This is a genomic window from Pseudomonas jilinensis, assembly GCF_003586265.1.
GTDB lineage: Bacteria > Pseudomonadota > Gammaproteobacteria > Pseudomonadales > Pseudomonadaceae > Halopseudomonas > Halopseudomonas phragmitis.
In genome coordinates, this window is record NZ_QJSA01000002.1 from 254,776 (window position 1) to 272,719 (window position 17,944).

Genomic DNA, 17,944 nt, shown 5'->3' on the forward strand with positions numbered 1-17,944 from the left:
TAACATTGAAAAAAGAAGTGTTGGGTTTGGCTCGTTAACACGTCAAAGAGTGAATGGTTTTAGTCGATACTGTACATACTCCAATGGTGCAGTATTAACGGTAGGTAGCACCGACTTATGTCCAATTTCAGATAAATGACTTTAATTGTCTAATCCTGAGGATTAAAGTCCTAACAGATCCACCAAGAACGCAGGTTGTCTTCACTTGCTGCCGGTGGTCTACAGCAAGAAAGGAGGGCGGATACATGTCATTAAAAATATTTCTTGTGGCTTGTGTCGCGGTTCTGATGCCGGGTTTGGCATCCGCTCAAACTTGTTTTGAGTCGTCGATCATTAGTCCGATTCCGTTCATGGGTAACCACGGTGAGATCTTCAAGCTGACCGATGGCTCTCTGTGGGAGGTGCAGTACGAGTATGCATACATGTACGAGTACTACCCCATGGTAATCGTGTGCTCAACGCGAGGGAGAATGATGGTTGGCGGGAAGACATTCAACGTCCGGCAGATCGCAACCGGAGGGCCACCAACTCAATCCCCATCGGCTCCCTCTACTGATGTCATTGAATCGAGAATCGACGGGGAGTTCTCAGGCTGGGAAGGAGAGACCATCTTTAAGTTGGAGAATGGTCAGGTCTGGCAACAGGCGTCTTATGCGTACATGTACTCTTACAAATACCGACCGAAGGTGCTAATTTTCCGCACGCGAGGCGGGTACGAAATGCAGGTTGATGGTGTTAGTAATAGGGTTCGGGTGACACGCCTTAGATAACTGAGGCAGCCTAGGTTTGCCTTGCAGCGGGCGTTGGACTCCCTGGACTTCTCACCGATGCAGTGGACACTCCTAGCCTATGATTAGAGCATAGGAGGAATGCTATGAGTAGCCAACGTTATGTATAACTGGCCCAAGGAGAAATGATGCTTCTTTATATGCTCAGTGTAAGTGTCTCTATATGGGTGATTTTTTTTGGCGGAGCGAAGAGTATCAGTAATACGCTTCTTGGCTATTTTGAATTCGGGCCTGCTGCGAGCAGTTCCAGCTATATCTACATGCTCGCTTGGGTCAATCTTTTTTTCTTTGGTGGGTTATTGATTTCAAAGGTTGTCTAGGATTTTTGGGGCAATGTCCCGTTGATTTGCCATAAAAAATCCGACACCAGTCGCCCGGTATCGGATTTTTCAGAACCCCGCCCGAAGGCGGGGTTGCTTATCGGGTCTGACCCTTACAGCTGAGCGACCGGGATGGACGCTGCAGCTTTCTGGTAGGACTCGATTTCGTTGAAGTTCATGTAGCGATAGATATCGCCAGCCATGCTGTCGATTTCGGCAGCGTAGCTCATGTATTCCTCAACGCTTGGCAGGCGGCCCAGGATGGACGCTACCGAGGCCAGTTCGGCGGAGGCCAGGTACACGTCGGCGCCATCGCCCAGGCGGTTCGGGAAGTTCCGCGTGGAGGTGGAGACAACGGTGGACTTGGCAGCTACGCGGGCCTGGTTACCCATGCACAGCGAGCAGCCCGGCATTTCCATACGAGCGCCGGCCTTGCCGTAGATGCCGTAGTAGCCTTCTTCGGTCAGCTGGTACTGATCCATCTTGGTCGGCGGAGCCAGCCACAGACGGGTCGGGATGGCACCCTTGTTCTTCTCCAGCAGTTTACCGGCGGCGCGGAAGTGACCGATGTTGGTCATGCACGAGCCGATGAAGACTTCGTCGATCTTGTCACCAGCTACCTGCGACAGCAGGCGGGCGTCGTCTGGATCGTTCGGGGCGCACAGTACCGGCTCCTTGACGTCGGCCAGATCGATTTCGATCACGGCGGCGTATTCGGCGTCGGCGTCGGCCTGCATCAGGCTCGGGTTGGCCAGCCAGGCTTCCATGGCTTGGGCGCGACGCTCCAGGGTGCGGGCGTCCTGGTAGCCGTTGGCGATCATCCAGCGCAGCAGGACGATGTTCGACTTCAGGTACTCGGCAACCGACTCTTCGCTCAGCTTGATGGTACAGCCGGCAGCGGAACGCTCGGCGGAGGCGTCAGACAGCTCGAACGCTTGCTCGGCGGTCAGGTGCTCCAGGCCTTCGATCTCGAGGATGCGGCCAGAGAAGATGTTCTTCTTGCCTTTCTTCTCGACGGTCAGCAGGCCTTGCTGGATGGCGTAGTAGGGGATGGCATGAACCAGGTCACGCAGGGTGATGCCGGGTTGCATTTTGCCCTTGAAGCGCACCAGTACCGATTCGGGCATGTCCAGCGGCATAACGCCGGTGGCAGCAGCGAAGGCGACCAGACCGGAACCAGCCGGGAACGAGATGCCCAGCGGGAAGCGGGTGTGCGAGTCACCACCGGTACCGACGGTGTCAGGCAGCAGCATGCGGTTCAGCCAGCTGTGGATGATGCCGTCACCCGGACGCAGCGCGACACCACCACGGGTGTGGATGAAGTCGGGCAGGGTGTGGTGGGTGGTGACGTCGATCGGCTTCGGATAGGCCGCAGTGTGGCAGAAAGACTGCATGACCAGATCGGCGGAGAAGCCCAGGCAGGCCAGGTCTTTCAGCTCGTCACGGGTCATCGGGCCAGTGGTGTCCTGGGAACCGACGGTGGTCATCTTCGGCTCGCAGTAGGTGCCGGGGCGGATGCCTTCGACGCCACAAGCCTTGCCGACCATCTTCTGCGCCAGGGTGAAGCCCTTGGTGCTGGCGGCCGGTACGTCAGGCTTGCGGAACAGGTCAGAGTGACCCAGACCCAGTTCGGCACGGGCCTTCTCGGTCAGACCGCGGCCGATGATCAGCGGAATACGGCCACCGGCGCGTACTTCGTCGAGCAGCACCTGGGTCTTCAGTTCGAAGGTGGTGATGACTTCATCGGTGCCGTGTTTGCAGACCTTGCCTTCGTAGGGGTAGACGTCGATGGCGTCGCCCATGTTCAGGTTGCTGCAATCGAATTCGATCGGCAGAGCGCCGGCATCTTCCATGGTGTTGTAGAAGATCGGGGCGATCTTGGTGCCGAAGCAGAAACCACCGGCACGCTTGTTCGGAACGTAGGGGATGTCGTCGCCGAAGAACCACAGCACCGAGTTGGTGGCGGACTTGCGCGAGGAACCGGTACCAACCACGTCACCTACGTAGGCAACCGGCAGGCCCTTGGCTTTCATGGCTTCGATCTGGTTCAGCGGGCCAATGACGCCAGGCTCGACCGGCTCGATGCCGTCACGGGCCATTTTCAGCATGGCCAGGGCGTGCAGCGGGATGTCCGGGCGCGACCAGGCGTCAGGGGCCGGCGACAGGTCGTCGGTGTTGGTTTCGCCAGGAACCTTGAACACGGTCAGGGAGATCTTTTCGGCGACAGCCGGGCGCTTGGTGAACCACTCGCCATCAGCCCAGGACTGCAGCACGGCTTTGGCGTTGGCGTTGCCAGCCTTGGCCTTGCCGGCTACGTCGTGGAAGGCATCAAACATCAGCAGGGTGTGCTTGAGCTGTTCGGCGGCGACAGCGGCCAGTTCGGCGTTGTCGAGCAGTTCGACCATGGTGGCGATGTTGTAGCCGCCCTGCATGGTGCCCAGCAGTTCAACGGCACGCTCTTTGGTCAGCAGCGGGGAGGTGGCTTCACCCTTGGCGACTGCAGACAGGAAACCAGCCTTGACGTAGGCGGCTTCGTCAACCCCCGGGGGGACGCGGTTGGTCAGCAGATCAAGCAGGAATTCTTCTTCACCGGCCGGCGGGTTTTTCAATAGTTCTATGAGACCGGCGGTTTGTTCGGCGTTCAGCGGCTGAGGCACAACGCCTTGGGCGGCGCGTTCTTCAACGTGTTTGCGATAGGCTTCAAGCACAGTAATTACCCTCATCAGTCTGTTCCGCTTGTGACGGAACGGTCATCCTCACGGACCAGGGAAGCACTGAATAATCGCCTTCAGCCTAAGTAAACTATTCAGTGCTCCCCAACATGCCGGGAAGGCTGGGGTACAAACGCAAGCCCGTTTCTGAGTGGACAACCTGGGTAACTGGGTTGGCAGATACGAATCGGGTTGCGGGCAAACGCCTGACACACAGCCCTAACGGCGGGCCGATTCTACAGTAGTTGCCGGGTAAAGTTAAGTTGCAGAGCTGTTTGACCTTCGTATGAGACAATACCGGCGGTCCGATTGCCGGACCGGGTCACTTTTGCGGGAAACCCTGAGAAATGGGCGGGATATCACTTCATGGTTGCTAGTTATACCGACAAGACGCCGTGCGTAGGGCGTTGTTCGACGGTGTTCGGGGACACGGTCTGCCGTGGTTGCAAACGTTTCAGTCATGAAATCATCGACTGGAACCGCTATAGCGCCGAGCAGCGGGCGGCGATCTGGCGGCGGCTGGAGCAGTTGCTTGGGCAGGTGCTGACGGCGCGCCTGGCTTTGGACTCGGTGTTGGCGCTGGAGCAGGCGCTGGAGCGCTGGCGGGTGGTTTGTGACCCAGGTCAGCCGTGGACCAGCAAGGCCTACCAGTTGCTGGTGCGCGCTGGCGACGAGGCGCTGAGTGGATGTGGTTTGAAAGTGTTGCCGAGCAGGCTGGGACTAAGTGCGCGGCAGTTGCGCGATGAAATCGATCATGACTTTCAGGCTTTGTCGCAAGCCTATTACGAGCGACACACAATTTTGCCGGGGATGCCTGGCGCGCCCTTGGGCGGTCAGTGACTCATGGCATGGGGAGGCGGGAGCTGGGCTCCCGCTTCCGGTTCCTTGGTTATTTTTCCAGCAGTTCTTCCAGGTGGGCGATCATGTCATCTGGCTTGAGCACCAGCACGTCGCTTTCCAGTTGGTCGAGAATCACCTCGGCAGTGTTGCCGATCAGGGCGCCGGAGATCCCCTTGCGCGCGACGGTGCCGATGACCGTGACACTGGCGCCGACCTGCTTGGCGACTTTGGGAATCAGGGTGTCGGCTGGGCCTTCGTCGATATGCAGGCGTTCGTTGTCCAGTTCGTACTGGTCGATGTACTTGCGTGCTTCTTCGACATAACGGGCGGCAATGTTTTCGCGCAACTGATAGACCGGGTCGGCAGCCGACAGCATGGGTGCCGGGTGGGCGCTGACCAGATGAAGCTCGCCGTTGATCATCTCGACGATATCGGCTGCGTGGCTGACGATGGTGTCATGCAGTACGTGGTGTTGATCATCATGGTTGCCGAGATCTACGGCAGCCAGTACTGCGCCGCGCATCCAGGACTCGGTGGTCTTGACCATCAGCACCGGGGCAGGGCAGTAGCGCAGGATTTTCCAGTCATCCGGGGTCAGCAGTGCTTTTTTCAGCGGGTTGTCTGGTAGATGTTGCTTGATCACCAGGCCGCAGCCTTGTGCACTGGTGGCTTGAACGATGGTATCGGTCAGGTTGCCGTGCCAGGATTGCGAGGCGGAGGCTTTGAAACCAGCTGCTTCCAGTTCGGTGCAGAACTTGTCGAGCAGCGGCTTGTGATCCTGGCGGTTTTCGCAAACCAGCAGATGCAGCTCCGATTCGATGACTCCGGCAATCAGCTTGGCACGATTCAAAGCCAGTTGTTCGGTCTGGCTTGGGTCGATGATAACCAGAATACGTTTGATGGCCTGCATGGCGTTCTCCCTATGGCGGTTTTGCTGTTCTACTTTCAATGTAGCTGGTTTTTTGGGGCCTGCTGTTGATATGGGTCAAGGTGCTAGAGCGCTGATATATCCGTATAATTTGCGCTCATTGATTGCCAACGCCACGTGACTCCATGACCTTGCCGCAAGAATTGCTCGATTTTCTCCGCTGCTCAACGCCTGATGCCTGGGTTGCCCAAGCGCTGGAGCACCCTGAAGAGCTGCTGATCGATCACGCCAACTGTGAAAAGAAAGCCGCCTCGACAGCACTTAATCTGATGTTTCGTTATACCGACAAGCCCGATTTGCTGCAGAAAATGTCGCGTTTGGCCCGTGAGGAGTTGCGTCATTTCGAGCAGGTGACTGCACTGATGCAGCGACGCGGGGTTGTTTATCGTGGCTTGTCCGCCAGCCAATATGCTCAGCGTTTGCGTCAACATGTGCGTACTACCGAGCCTGGGCGGTTGATTGACACTCTGATTGTCGGGGCGTTTATCGAGGCGCGCTCGTGTGAGCGCTTCGCCAAGCTGGCACCGCATCTGGATGCTGAACTGGGTGATTTTTACCGTTCGCTGCTCAAGTCCGAGGCCCGGCATTACCAGGATTACCTGAAGCTGGCGGGCAAGTATGCCCAAGGTCCGATTGATGAGCGGGTAGCGTTCTTTGCCGAGGTAGAGGCCGAGGCCGTGATGGCCGACGATTCCGAATTTCGCTTCCACAGCGGCGTTGCCGCCCAGGCTTGCTGAGTCCGGGTGTAAGATCGAGACAGTTGTCTATAATGAGTCACTGTTGTGGTGTTTCGAGGCTAGGGAGGGGATGCATGAGGTTTGTCCGAACAGGTTGCCGCGCGTCGCTTGCTGGTTTGTTATTGGCGGCCTTGCTGAGCTCTACCCCAGCCTGGGCAACAGGTACTTGCGAACGAGTGGTCGTTGCCGGCAACCCTCAGTATCCACCGTTGTTATGGGTTGATCCGCAGGATGACAAGCGGCTGATTGGCGCTGGTGTTGAGTTGTTGGAGATGGCCCTGGCCGATGCCGGGGTAAAGGTCGAGGTGCTGAATGTCGGCCCTTGGGCGCGGGCCCAGGATGAGGTGCGCAGTGGGCGGGTGGACATGCTGGCTGGGGCCTTTCTGACTCATGAGCGGTTGGGCTATATGGATTATGTGTATCCGGCCTATATAGAGGTACCCAGCGTGGTTTTTGTCAGACGCGGCAGCGCCTTTCCTTACTCCGGCTGGGACGATCTGCGAGACAAGCGCGGCAGTACTTTGGTCAATAACAGTTATGGCCAGGCTTTCGATACCTACGCCAGGGACCATTTGCGGATCGAAAAGGTGTCTTCGATTGAGCAGTCATTTCGCACTCTGCTGCTGGGGCGGGTCGATTACGTGGTCTATGAGCGCTACCAGGGGCTGGCAGTGGCCGAACAGTTGGGCATTGCCGATCAGCTCGACATCATCGATGGCTCGCTGATCAGCGAGCAGTTGTATTACACCATTTCCCATCGCAGTGCCTGTAACTCTCCGGCGTTGCGCTCGGCCCTGGCCCTGGCCATGCAGGATCTGGTCGGCAGGGGCGAGCCGAGGCGCTTGCTGGAGAAGTATCAGGCTATCTGGTCTGCGCAGTTTGGAGTGTCTTCAGGTCTTGCTGAGGAGCCGGCGGTTTTTGACTGATTAATTGCCTCAGGTGTTTCAAAACAGTTACATCTGAAATTCTTTGGACCGCAACAGTCCTTGCTCTGCTAATCTGTATTGGTGTTTTTCCCGATAACTGTACGGTGTTCTGCTGCCCTGTGCTGGATTAGGGTGTTAGGCCATACGGAGGGAGCGGTTATGAGCAATCTGTTGTACCAGCAAATTGCCCAGCAGTTGGCTGAGGACATTCAAAAGGGTTTCTATCAGCCTGGCGAACGGGTGCCATCGGTGCGCAAGCTCAGCACCCAGAAAGGTGTGAGCCATGCCACGGTACTGCAGGCCTATGCCACCCTTGAGGATCAGGGTCTGATCCGAGCCCGCCCGCAGTCCGGTTATTATGTGCATCAGACTCCGGCACTGACCGCGCCTACGCCACAGATTGCCCGGGTTGAGCATCCCTACGCGGTGACCCGCAGCAGCATCATCAGCGAGATTCTGCGTCAGGCCCGGCGCGATGGCGTCATGCCGTTGGGCGCGGCGGTACCCTCCAGCGACTTTCTGCCATTGCGGGCGCTGCATCAGCAGATGAGCAAGGTCACCCGCTTTCACAGTCAGAAAGCCTTCAGCTATACCTTTAGCCCGGGTTATGAGCCCCTGCGCCGGCAGGTTGCGATTCGGATGCGCGATGCCGGAGCGATGGTCGACCCCGAGGGCGTGGTGATCACCAATGGCTGTGTCGAAGCATTGCAGTTGTGCCTGCGGGCGATTACCAACCCCGGCGACCTGATCGCCACTGAATCACCCAGCTACTATGGCTTGCTGCAGTTGTGCGAGTTGCTTGGGCTCAAGGTGATTGAGATTCCCACCGACCCGGAAACCGGCTTGAGTCTGGAAACGCTGCAGAAAGCCACTGAGAAGTGGCCGATCAAGGCTCTGGTGGTGACCTCGCGGGCCGGTAACCCGATGGGTGCGACCATGCCGGAAAACCGCCAGCGCAAGCTGGTGGCGATGATGGCTCAGTTGAGCATTCCGATCATCGAAGATGATATCTATGGCGAGTTGATGTTTGACCACGGTCGCTCGCGGGCGCTCAAGGCCTTCGACTGTTCGGATACGGTGATGTATTGCTCAAGCTTTTCCAAGACTATTTCGCCGGGCGTGCGCACTGGTTGGGTGGTGGCCGGCAAGCATCAGGACACTATTGAAAAGCTGCAAACCTTTACCACGCTGTCGGCCTGCAGCGTTAGCCAGATGGCGGTTGCTGCCTATCTGGAGAACGGGGGCTATGACCGGCATCTGCGGCATATCCGTCAGGAGTATCGCAAGAACCTGAGCAGCTTCCAGTTGGCGGTTCAGCAGTACTTTCCCGAAGGGACCCAGATTACCCGGCCCAAGGGCGGCTTCATTCTCTGGGTCAGTCTGCCGGGCGGGGTGGATACCCAGGTGCTGTTTACCCGGGCGCTGGAGCAGGGGATCAGTATTGCGCCGGGGGTTGTGTTCAGTAACTCGGACCAGTTCAACCACTGCTTGCGCCTGAACTGCGGTATACCCTGGAATCGCAATGCCGAGCGGGCGGTGATGACCTTGGGAGTGCTGGCTCAGCAGTTGCTGATCGAGCGCCAGACGCTGGAGCCGGCGCTGGCGGGCTAGTGCTCGCGCGCTTGCGGAGCGCTCCTACGGGGTGTGTTTCGGTAGGAGCGGCCTGCGGCCGCGAAGCGGATGGGCGGTGACGGCAAGGCCCTTTCGCGCTCGCAGAGCGCTCCTACGGGCTCAGACTACTGCGGTGGCCTTTTCCTTGTGTTCCTGGCGCTGAATCTGTTGTGACAGCTCAATGATCTGCTCACGCATCCAACGGTTGGCCGGATCCTGATCGGTGCTTTCATGCCAGAAAATGTGGGTTTCGATGGCTGGTACGTCATCGATCGGCAACTGGGCGAAATGCAAGTGGTGGCGTTTGGCGAAACGCTCATGCACGGTCATCACCAGATCGGTGTTGTCCAGCACCAGCGGTGCCATCTGATAATGCTGTGAACGCAGTACCACATTGCGCTGAATACCCATCTTGCCCAGAGCCAGATCGACATGCCCGAGGCCGTTGCGGCGGCTGGAAATGTGGATATGCGACTGGGCCAGGTAATCATCCAGGCTGAGCCGCTCCTTGCTGGCCAGCGGATGGCCCTGACGCATCACGCAGACATAGCGGTCTTCGAACAGTTTGACGTGACGAACCTGGGTATCAGTGTTGAGCGGCGCGTCAATCGCGAAGTCCAGGCGGCCGGCGGCCAGTTCCTTGGTGGTTTCCCGGCGCTTGGCCAGGAAGCTGTCAATCTTGATGCCGGGAGCCAGGCGGCGAATGCGCGCGGCCAGCTGGGGCAGAATGACTGCCTCGTTGGCGTCGGTCATGCTGATGCGATAGGTCTTGGTTGCCTGTTCGGGATTGAAGCTGCGGCTTTCCTGAACCGAAACGCGCAACAGCTGCAACGCCTGACGCACCGGCGTAATGATGTTCTGGGCCATGGGAGTGGGGACCATGCCCTGGGCGGTCCGCACGAACAGCGGGTCATTGAAGGTCTCGCGCAGGCGGGCGAGGGCGTTGCTCACTGCAGGTTGGGTGATGCCGACAATCTGCCCGGCACGGGTCAGGTTGGCCTCGGTATAGATGGCATCAAATACAATGAACAGGTTCAGATCAACTTTGCTGAGGTTCATCGCAACATCCTTCGGTTGATTGGCTCAAGGTCGAGACATGTGCTTTATACTTTTGGCCAAGTATATATCGCTTATGAATGTTTATACACACCAAAAATAGGTTAGATAAATCCCTCAGCCTCAACTAGCATTTTTCTGGTCGCAATCTTCGTTTGATAACCAGAAAAGGCAGGCAATCATGGATTTTGGATATTCTCCCAAGGTGAAAGAGCTGCGCGAGCGCGTCGATGCGTTCATGCAGGAGCATGTGTTCCCGGCTGAGCCGATTTTTCACCAGCAAGTGGCTGAAGGTGATCGCTGGCAGCCTACCGCCATTGTTGAAGAGCTCAAGGTCAAGGCCAAGGCTGAGGGGCTGTGGAACCTGTTCCTGCCTGAGTCGGAACTGGGCGCCGGCCTGACCAACCTCGAATATGCGCCGCTGGCTGAGCTGATGGGTCGTTCGGGCCTGGCTTCGGAAGCCTTCAACTGCAGCGCGCCGGATACCGGCAACATGGAAACTATCGTTCGCTACGGCAGCGAAGAGCACAAGGAAAAATGGCTCAAGCCGCTGCTGGCTGGTGAAATCCGCTCCTGCTTCGGTATGACCGAGCCGGGCGTAGCCTCTTCCGACGCTACCAACATGCAGGCCAATGCCCGCCGCGAAGGTGATGAGTGGGTAATCAACGGTCGCAAGTGGTGGACTTCCGGTGCCTGTGATCCGCGTTGCAAGATCATGATCTTCATGGGTCTGACCAATCCCGATGCGCCGCGTCACCAGCAGCACTCGATGATTCTGGTGCCGATGGATACCCCCGGCGTCAAGGTAATCCGCCCGCTGCCGGTCTTCGGTTACGACGATGCCCCGCATGGTCATGCTGAAGTTGTGCTGGAAAATGTCCGGGTCCCCTACAGCAACGTGCTGCTGGGTGAGGGTCGTGGCTTTGAAATCGCTCAGGGTCGCCTCGGGCCGGGTCGTATTCACCACTGCATGCGTTCGATCGGTGCTGCCGAGCGTGCTCTGGAGCTGATGTGCCGCCGTTCGGTCGAGCGTGAGGCCTTCGGTAAGCGTCTGGCGCAACTGGGTGGCAACATTGACCTGATTGCCGAGTCGCGCATCGAAATCAACCAGGCGCGCCTGCTGACCCTGCAAGCGGCTTATATGATGGATACCGTAGGCAACAAGGTAGCCAAGAGCGAGATCGCTCAGATCAAGGTTGTGGCTCCGAATGTGGCTCTGCGCGTCATCGATCGTGCGATCCAGATGCACGGTGGTGCCGGGGTCTCGGAAGACTTCCCGCTGGCCCACATGTATGCCATGCAGCGTACCCTGCGCCTGGCTGACGGCCCGGATGAGGTGCACCGCGCGGCCATCGGCAAGCATGAGCTGGGCAAGTACATGGCTCGTTAAGCCGGTACCGCTAACAAAAAACGCCTTGTTTGCAAGTCGTTAACAAAAAGCGAGTAACCGGTCTGTCAGGTTCGGACGGCAGACATGAAAAATGGTCCCCAAAATATTGGGGGCCATTTTTTCGTCGAGTCTTCGACTACAGTATCGACTTCAACTCACGGCAAGAGCTCCCCTGTCGTTGCACCTTAATGACCCGAATTCGACGGGGCCTCTGCCCTGAGATATCCAATAGGGCCTCGTCGCCCGGAGCAAGTCCGAGCAGGGCTTGGGCGAGCGGCGCGTTCTCGTTGACGAGTCCCATCTTCACATTGCTTTCGCTGTCGACAATCAGGATGCTGTGGCGGTCTGCTGGGTCGTCGGCGGGGCAATACGTGACGCGGTCTCCGACCTCCACGAACAGGTCATCGCTTCCAGCAGACTCGGCAATCTCCGCCACCAGTTCAGCGACGGCGGCCTGCACGGGTTCGGCGGGAGTCTCCTCACCGAACTCATCTTCCTCCTCCCAATCCGCCGGCTCCTCCATTGCCATGATTTGGCGGCGCTCCTCAAGAAATCCTCTGAGCCGCTCGATTTCCCGACGGGGGTTGTAGAACCAATCCGTCGACCAGATACGATGGATCCGACCCCGCCAGCCGAGCGACTCCAGAATCTCCTGGCGAATTCGGTCTCTATCGCGGACGGAAAAGCCGCTGTGATAGGTCGCTCCGTCGCATTCGATGCCGGCCAGAAACTCTCCCGGCCTATCGGGATTTCGAACCGCCATGTCTATGAAGAACCCGGCCACGCCCAACTGGGGCTTCACCTCGTAGCCCATCGACGTGATCACGTTGGCGACCGATACCTCGAAATCGCTGTCAGGATCTCTCGCTCCCTCGTCGGTCGTGACGAGCACGCCTCGCTTGGCGAAATCCAGATAGTCGCGGAGAGCTTTAGTCCCAAGCGGAGTCTTCTCGTCGACGATGATGTCTTCCGGGCTCAGGGAGGTGAACAGCTCGATTCTGCGTTTCGAGCGGGTGAAAAGCACGTTGAGTCGCCGCCATCCGTCGGGCCGGCTGATCGGCCCGAAGTTCTGCCTGACCTTATCCGTGCCGATCACTTTGCCGAAAGTGGTCGAGATGAAGATCACGTCGCGCTCGTCGCCTTGAACGTTTTCCAAATTCTTGACGAAGAAGGGCCAACCCTCGGCCTCCCAGCGTCTCATGAACTCCGCGCCTTCAGCGAAGGTTTTCAGCTTCTTGTCCAGAAGCTCCTCGATCAGCTCGCGTTGCGTCTGGTTTAGAGTAACCACGCCGAGCGACTCGTCCGGACGTTTAAGCATGTGCTCTAAGACTGCATCGACCAGACGCTGGGCCTCCGAAAGATTCTGCCTGTCCTTGTATATGCCTCCGCGAATGTAGCGGTATTTGACTCCGAGTCCCGGATTCTTCGCGTAGGGTGACGGGAAAACGATCAGGTTCTTGTAGAAATGGTGATTCGAAAAGGCTATTAGGGACTCGTGCTGCGACCGATAGTGCCAGCGGAGATTCCTTACAGGGGTGAAGAGCTGCTGGCAGATGTCCAGAATGCTCTCCATGCCGCTGATCGCGGCCGGGGCCTCGTCGTCCTCGTCACCGGAGTCGACCATGCGGTCGAAGAAGTTGGTCGGAGGAAGCTGCTTCGGATCTCCCACGACGACAAGCTGAGAGCCTCGCGCGATAGCTCCGAGAGCTTCTTCGGGGCGAAGCTGGGACGCCTCGTCCATTACTACCAGGTCGAACTTCAGGGCTCCCTGCTCGAGATACTGGGCGACAGATAGAGGCCCCATCATGAAGCATGGTTTCAGTTCCAAAAGGGCCTTGCCTGCTCGTTTGATTAACTGGCGAATCGGAATATGACGCCGCTGCTTGTTAATTTCTCGACGCAGGAGGTGCATTTCGGTGTAGTCGCCGACCGTCGATCCGCGTTGTCCTTCCGGCACGCGCGTGCGGCGCTCTATCTGGCTGCCGAAGTCCTTCCCGGTCAGCGAGACAATCTCCGCATCCAGTGCTCGGTAATCCGCTCGGATTTTCTCGTGTGCGGATCCGTCGAAGCGAGTCAGCTCGGGGAAAGCTTGATAGACGGATCGACCTATCGACTGAAACACGGCCAGCTCGAAGGCTGACGCCAGCGCGGCCGACGGCAGCCTTTCGGATTCGAGGGCAGAGACAAAGTCGTCCAGACCTTCCACTCGTGCCTGAGTTCTCAGCGTGAGGTATTTCGACCAAGGGAGGATAGAGTCGGGACTTTCCGCCGGCTCCTGCAGCTTAGAGACGATCTCGGAAGGAAGGTCCCGTCCGACAGCGCTGCGGGCCGCTTTCTGCCATTCGTCCCAGGAGAACGAGCCGAAACGCGACAGTTCCTCGAGCGCGACTCTGGCCTGTCTGCAGCCGTCGTCTATGTCACCGTTGAAACGCCGCGCCTGCTCCAGAGAGGAGTGGGCTTCCTCTGAAAGGAGGCTTTTTCTTACCTCCTTTGGTAGTTCCAACGCGCATATGGCTGACCCCCAATCGTGAGTGATGGAGAGACTATTCAGATCGGTTTTCGCGCCTTCGAAGACGTCTCCCAGCATCCGACGCACATCCTCCGACGCGGAGAAGCGATCCAGAATTTCCCTGGCCTCGCTCTCCATTTCCATCGCGGCGAACACTGCGGAGGCTGAGACGCCAGGTCTAGCAACAGAGGAGAAACGCTCCAGCATCTGCTTGGTTGCGGAGGCGTCCGAGCGAGCCGCCTCTGCCAAACCAAGCCAGTTCTCGAATCGATTCCATGCGGGAGGGGCGGATACGAGAGACCAAGCCTCGTCGAGCTCCCGTTTGGCCTTGGCGAAGGCTTCTGCCATTGACAAGGGGGCGTCGAGGACGGCGAAGGAAGAGGCCTGCGAGGCAATCTCGATGGCAAACTCGGCTCGCTCAGAGACGCGAGTCAGAGCGGCATTCCAGGGCCCTCCGGTCATATCCGCCAGCGCGCCGAGTTCGTCTCCTCCGGCAGCCTTCAGCGCCTTTGTCGCTTCCATCAGAGACGTAAGCTCGGGAGCCGCCGCGTCCAGGTCGGCCCTGGCCTCCATCAGACGCAGAGCATCCTTCGGGGACAGAGTCTTCTCGGCACGCTCTCCGAAGAATCCGATGACTTTTTCCATGCTGGCCGATGCCTGAGCGAGCACTTCGAGAGCATGGCCATATCCTTTCGAGAGCGCCTCTCGGAGACCGGAAACATCGGCACCGAATATTTCACGAACGGTCGTTCCAAGATTATCCAGAAGCCGGACGTCGGTTTCGCACGCTTCGGCTTTCGCGGCCAACTCCGCCAGTCGCTCGGCGGGAGCCGTGGTCAAATCGACCCGCTCCGACAATCCCGGGCATCCGGCAAGCATAGTCTTTGAGGATTGATACCAGTCATAGAGCCGAGCGATTTTCGCCGGGTCCGTTTCCAGTCCCCTGAACAATCCGTCGAAGGTCTCGATCAACTCCCGGTTCGACAGAAATGCGTCTCGCTCCTCGATCCAGGAGGCAAGCAGCGCCAACTCCTCCGACCGGTCACGACCGGTCAGCTTTCGCTTTTCCCTCGAGAGGCTCGCGTGAAGCTTTTTAGCTTTACGCCAATCCCCGTCGAAGAAAGCGAGGAATCCGTCTTTTGCGCGAAGGGAGGCTATGGCGGTTTTAATCTCCCCGACGGAGGGGAGGGCATCCAGGTAGAAGCGCGCTTCGAACGACTCCCGTCCGGCTGTCTCCGCAGAGAGCGCGGCTCGGATTTCGCTGATCAGCTCCGCTGTGGCGGGATGCCCGAACGAGGGCCTGCGATATTCGAGCAGTTCCGCTGGTGCCGAGGCGGCGATTTTCGCCAGAATCCCGACCTCCGCCACGGCCTTGGCCGAGGTGTCGAACGGAACTCCGAGACGTTCGGCGGCCTGAGAGCAGCGTTCCAGAGCCAAGGCGCAGGAGGACAGGTTGGCGTCGAGGCGGTTCCTGAGCGCGACGATTTCGTCAACGGGTTTGTGCGCGAGGCTGAACGAGGACAGACGTCTGGCTACCGCCAGAGTCGCCTCGTCGCAACGGATGCCCTTTGCGAGACCGGCAATCCCGTCAGGATCAGCGAGACGGGCGACCGAGTCCGGCGTGGCGTCGAAAGGCAGTCCTCTCCGCGTGGCAATAGTCTCCACGCGGGAGAGCGCGTCGGAGATGGAGGCGGATACCTCCATGACGGCGGCCGCTCTCTCCGCTACGGATCGGATAGGGAACGGCCCAAGTCCGGATGCTGTTTCGTCGGCCATTCCCGCTAGAAACGTCTCCAAAGCAGCCATTCCCGCGGAGCCATATTCCGGCCCCGAGGCCTTGGCTGCTGCTTCGAACGCGACGACGGCTTTCTCCAGTCTTACGGCTGCCTCGCGAGCCAAGTCGATACCAGCCGATAGAAGCGAGGGCGTCAGGCGGTGGTTTTCTACAATGTTGCGAGCCTCGATCGCCTCCTCGGCGGATAGCCTGCAGCCGTCCGCAAGCGATTCTGCAGCCGACTCGAAGAGCTCTCTGGTTTTGCCTACCCCGGCGGCGACGTCGGAGAGAAGTCGCGAGCTGCTCAGGCCGTTCGGGTCAGATTCGGGATCGAAGAGTTTGGGTAGCAACGAAGGATTCAACCTGTCTGGAACGGACGGCGCCGAATCGAGAGCGATCCTGACTTTCTCCGCTTCGGTGGCCGACGGTTGCTCTGCCAGTCCGAAAAGGGCCGCGACCTTGTCGGCGGCGACATCCGCTACGCGGGCATGTTCGAGCGCTTGATGAATCGTCCGCGCGATGGTCTCGTCGTCGGATGGAGACAGAGGTTCGGGCAGGAACCCCCACCAAGGATGCTCCGAAGTGTATCCTCCGATGGCGTTGTGCGCTTCCGCCAGCGCCGCGAGCCTGGATCGGCGGGCCGCGACGTCGTCATGGGTCCATTTGGATGCGTCGGGAACCCCGATGGCGTTCACCTCCGCCGACAGAGTTCCGAGCTCCTGTCTGCGCCGCTCAGCAGCCCAGAATACCTCGTTGATCGTCAGCCCCATTGCGTTGCCAATGCGGCTCCCCATTAGTTCGGCATAACGAGCGAGTTCGGCCTTCTGTCGCCGGAGCGTGGCCAATTTCGCCTGGAACTGGGCAGGGGGAGGAAAACTCTCCTCGATGCGCGCGTTTATATCCTCAAGGAACTTTTTTTTCTGCGTCTTGTGCGAATGGAGCTCAAGACAGAAATGACCGAGGCCGGCATGGTTGAGCCTGTGTCGAACCACCTCAAGGGCCGCCAGCTTCTCCGAGACGAACAAGACCTTCTTTCCGTTCGAGAGGGCGGCCGCGACGATATTGGTGATCGTCTGTGATTTGCCGGTGCCGGGCGGGCCGTTGATGACCAGATTCTTGCCGGCGAGCACGTCGATAATCGCGCTGTGCTGCGACGAGTCTGCGTCGTATATGAGAGGCTTTGACGCCTCGGGGAGGTCGTCGATTCTATAGTCCTTGGCATGCAGACCTCCGTCTCCGCTTCCTCCGCCCGACCCGCCGGAGAACACCGAGCGGATTAGCTTGTGTTCCGTCAGGGCCGGGTTCTTCTTACCGTCCAGATCAGACCAGATGGCCAACTTGCCAAAGGAGAGCATGCCGAGGGTGATCTGGCGACGCACCTTCCAGCGACGATTATTCTTCACCGCATCCTCAATGTTTCTGAAATAGGCCTCAGGCTCATCCTCCTCCCCGAACTCGGGAATGGACAGCATGAAGTCCCGTCGCAGTTTTTCCCGCAGCGTATGGTTCTCCGCCAAATCCTCGCCGTTGTGCTGAACCGTGTACTGATAGGTGCGTGTCTCTCGGTCTATGTCGCCGCGAACCAGGATTACGGGCAAGGAGAGGAGCGGGGCCAGCATCGGACGCTCGGAGTCCTCGCTGTCGTAGAATTCCAGAAAGCCGAACACGAGGAACAGCATGTTGGACCCTGTTTCCTCGACTGCCGTCTTGGCCTCGCTGGAGATTTTTCGCAGTTGCCGCTCCAGATCCGCCGGATACAGCAGGGTTTGTATCCCGTGCAGTCGGCGGCCGGACGAACCCTCGGGATTAGGAGGAAACTCGAATGACGTCGATATGCCCGCTCGGGGAGCGTAAAGCCGGGCCTCCGGTCTCTTTCCCTCATAGGAGTCGGGCGACGGCTCGGGCACGTATTTGAATGGAACACCCTTGCCATCTACGTAGAGGCGATCGAACACGAGGTTGATGTTTGGCTCGTTGACAATCTGTATGCACCGCCCCTTCGGGTGCCGATAGTTGAGTAGGCGGTTCCGCCCGGACAAATCCAACAGACGCGTTCTGAGCCGTTCTATCGCCTCGCTGACGGTAATACCTCCGGAAAACAACTCCCCGACGAGGGCGTCCGCATCGTTGGCCTGGTATGTGCCTGACTGTTGCTCGTGTTCCATGATCCGACCTGTTTTTTCTTATGCCATTCGAAGGTTTTCGAATCTTAACCCGCTCGGCATTTTCGGACCATCGAGAGCTTGGAGATAAACCCAGCGGACGGGCTTGAGTAATTGGCCGGTGCAGGTCGGTATGGATTGTATGACGGAGATGCAAAGCCCTATTAGCGGCTTAGGTGTGGAAAATTCGAT

The 17,944-nt window shown here is 58.5% G+C and carries 9 protein-coding genes; 5 read left to right on the top strand and 4 right to left on the bottom strand.

Annotation, left to right across the window (positions count from 1 at the left end):
• Positions 1–1,221: 1,221 nt before the first annotated feature.
• A complete protein-coding gene (gene acnB, locus C2846_RS03165) occupies positions 1,222–3,816 on the bottom strand; it encodes a bifunctional aconitate hydratase 2/2-methylisocitrate dehydratase (RefSeq protein WP_119700693.1) in 2,595 nt (864 codons plus the stop codon).
• A gap of 369 nt (positions 3,817–4,185) precedes the next feature.
• Between acnB and C2846_RS03170 the strand changes: the two genes are divergently transcribed.
• A complete protein-coding gene (locus tag C2846_RS03170; protein WP_119700644.1) occupies positions 4,186–4,659 on the top strand; it encodes a DUF1289 domain-containing protein in 474 nt (157 codons plus the stop codon).
• A gap of 49 nt (positions 4,660–4,708) precedes the next feature.
• On the opposite strand, the gene C2846_RS03175 is transcribed toward C2846_RS03170, so the two are convergent.
• Positions 4,709–5,569 (bottom strand): universal stress protein, encoded by an 861-nt coding sequence (locus C2846_RS03175; protein ID WP_119700645.1) that lies wholly within the window; start codon positions 5,567–5,569, stop codon positions 4,709–4,711.
• Positions 5,570–5,712: 143 nt separating this feature from the next.
• Here C2846_RS03175 and C2846_RS03180 point away from each other — a divergent pair, with 143 nt between their 5' ends.
• From C2846_RS03180 to C2846_RS03190, 3 genes are all read left to right on the top strand, one after another.
• Positions 5,713–6,324, top strand: a complete 612-nt coding sequence (locus C2846_RS03180) for a MiaE family protein (protein ID WP_080050552.1) — start codon at positions 5,713–5,715, stop codon at positions 6,322–6,324.
• A 122-nt stretch (positions 6,325–6,446) separates the two neighbouring features.
• A complete protein-coding gene (locus C2846_RS03185; protein WP_240638137.1) occupies positions 6,447–7,250 on the top strand; it encodes a substrate-binding periplasmic protein in 804 nt (267 codons plus the stop codon).
• A gap of 159 nt (positions 7,251–7,409) precedes the next feature.
• Positions 7,410–8,861, top strand: a complete 1,452-nt coding sequence (locus tag C2846_RS03190; protein ID WP_119700646.1) for an aminotransferase-like domain-containing protein — start codon at positions 7,410–7,412, stop codon at positions 8,859–8,861.
• A 120-nt stretch (positions 8,862–8,981) separates the two neighbouring features.
• Here the strand turns inward: C2846_RS03190 and C2846_RS03195 are convergent, their stop codons facing one another.
• Positions 8,982–9,920 carry a LysR family transcriptional regulator gene (locus C2846_RS03195; RefSeq protein WP_080050555.1) on the bottom strand — a complete coding sequence of 313 codons (939 nt, stop codon included), beginning with the start codon at positions 9,918–9,920 and terminating at the stop codon, positions 8,982–8,984.
• 178 nt (positions 9,921–10,098) lie between these two features.
• Here C2846_RS03195 and C2846_RS03200 point away from each other — a divergent pair, with 178 nt between their 5' ends.
• Positions 10,099–11,307: an acyl-CoA dehydrogenase gene (locus tag C2846_RS03200; protein ID WP_080050556.1), complete on the top strand. Its 1,209-nt coding sequence runs from the start codon at positions 10,099–10,101 to the stop codon at positions 11,305–11,307.
• Positions 11,308–11,443: 136 nt separating this feature from the next.
• On the opposite strand, the gene C2846_RS03205 is transcribed toward C2846_RS03200, so the two are convergent.
• A complete protein-coding gene (locus C2846_RS03205; protein ID WP_119700647.1) occupies positions 11,444–17,755 on the bottom strand; it encodes a DUF4011 domain-containing protein in 6,312 nt (2,103 codons plus the stop codon).
• Between the last annotated feature and the right edge of the window lie 189 nt (positions 17,756–17,944).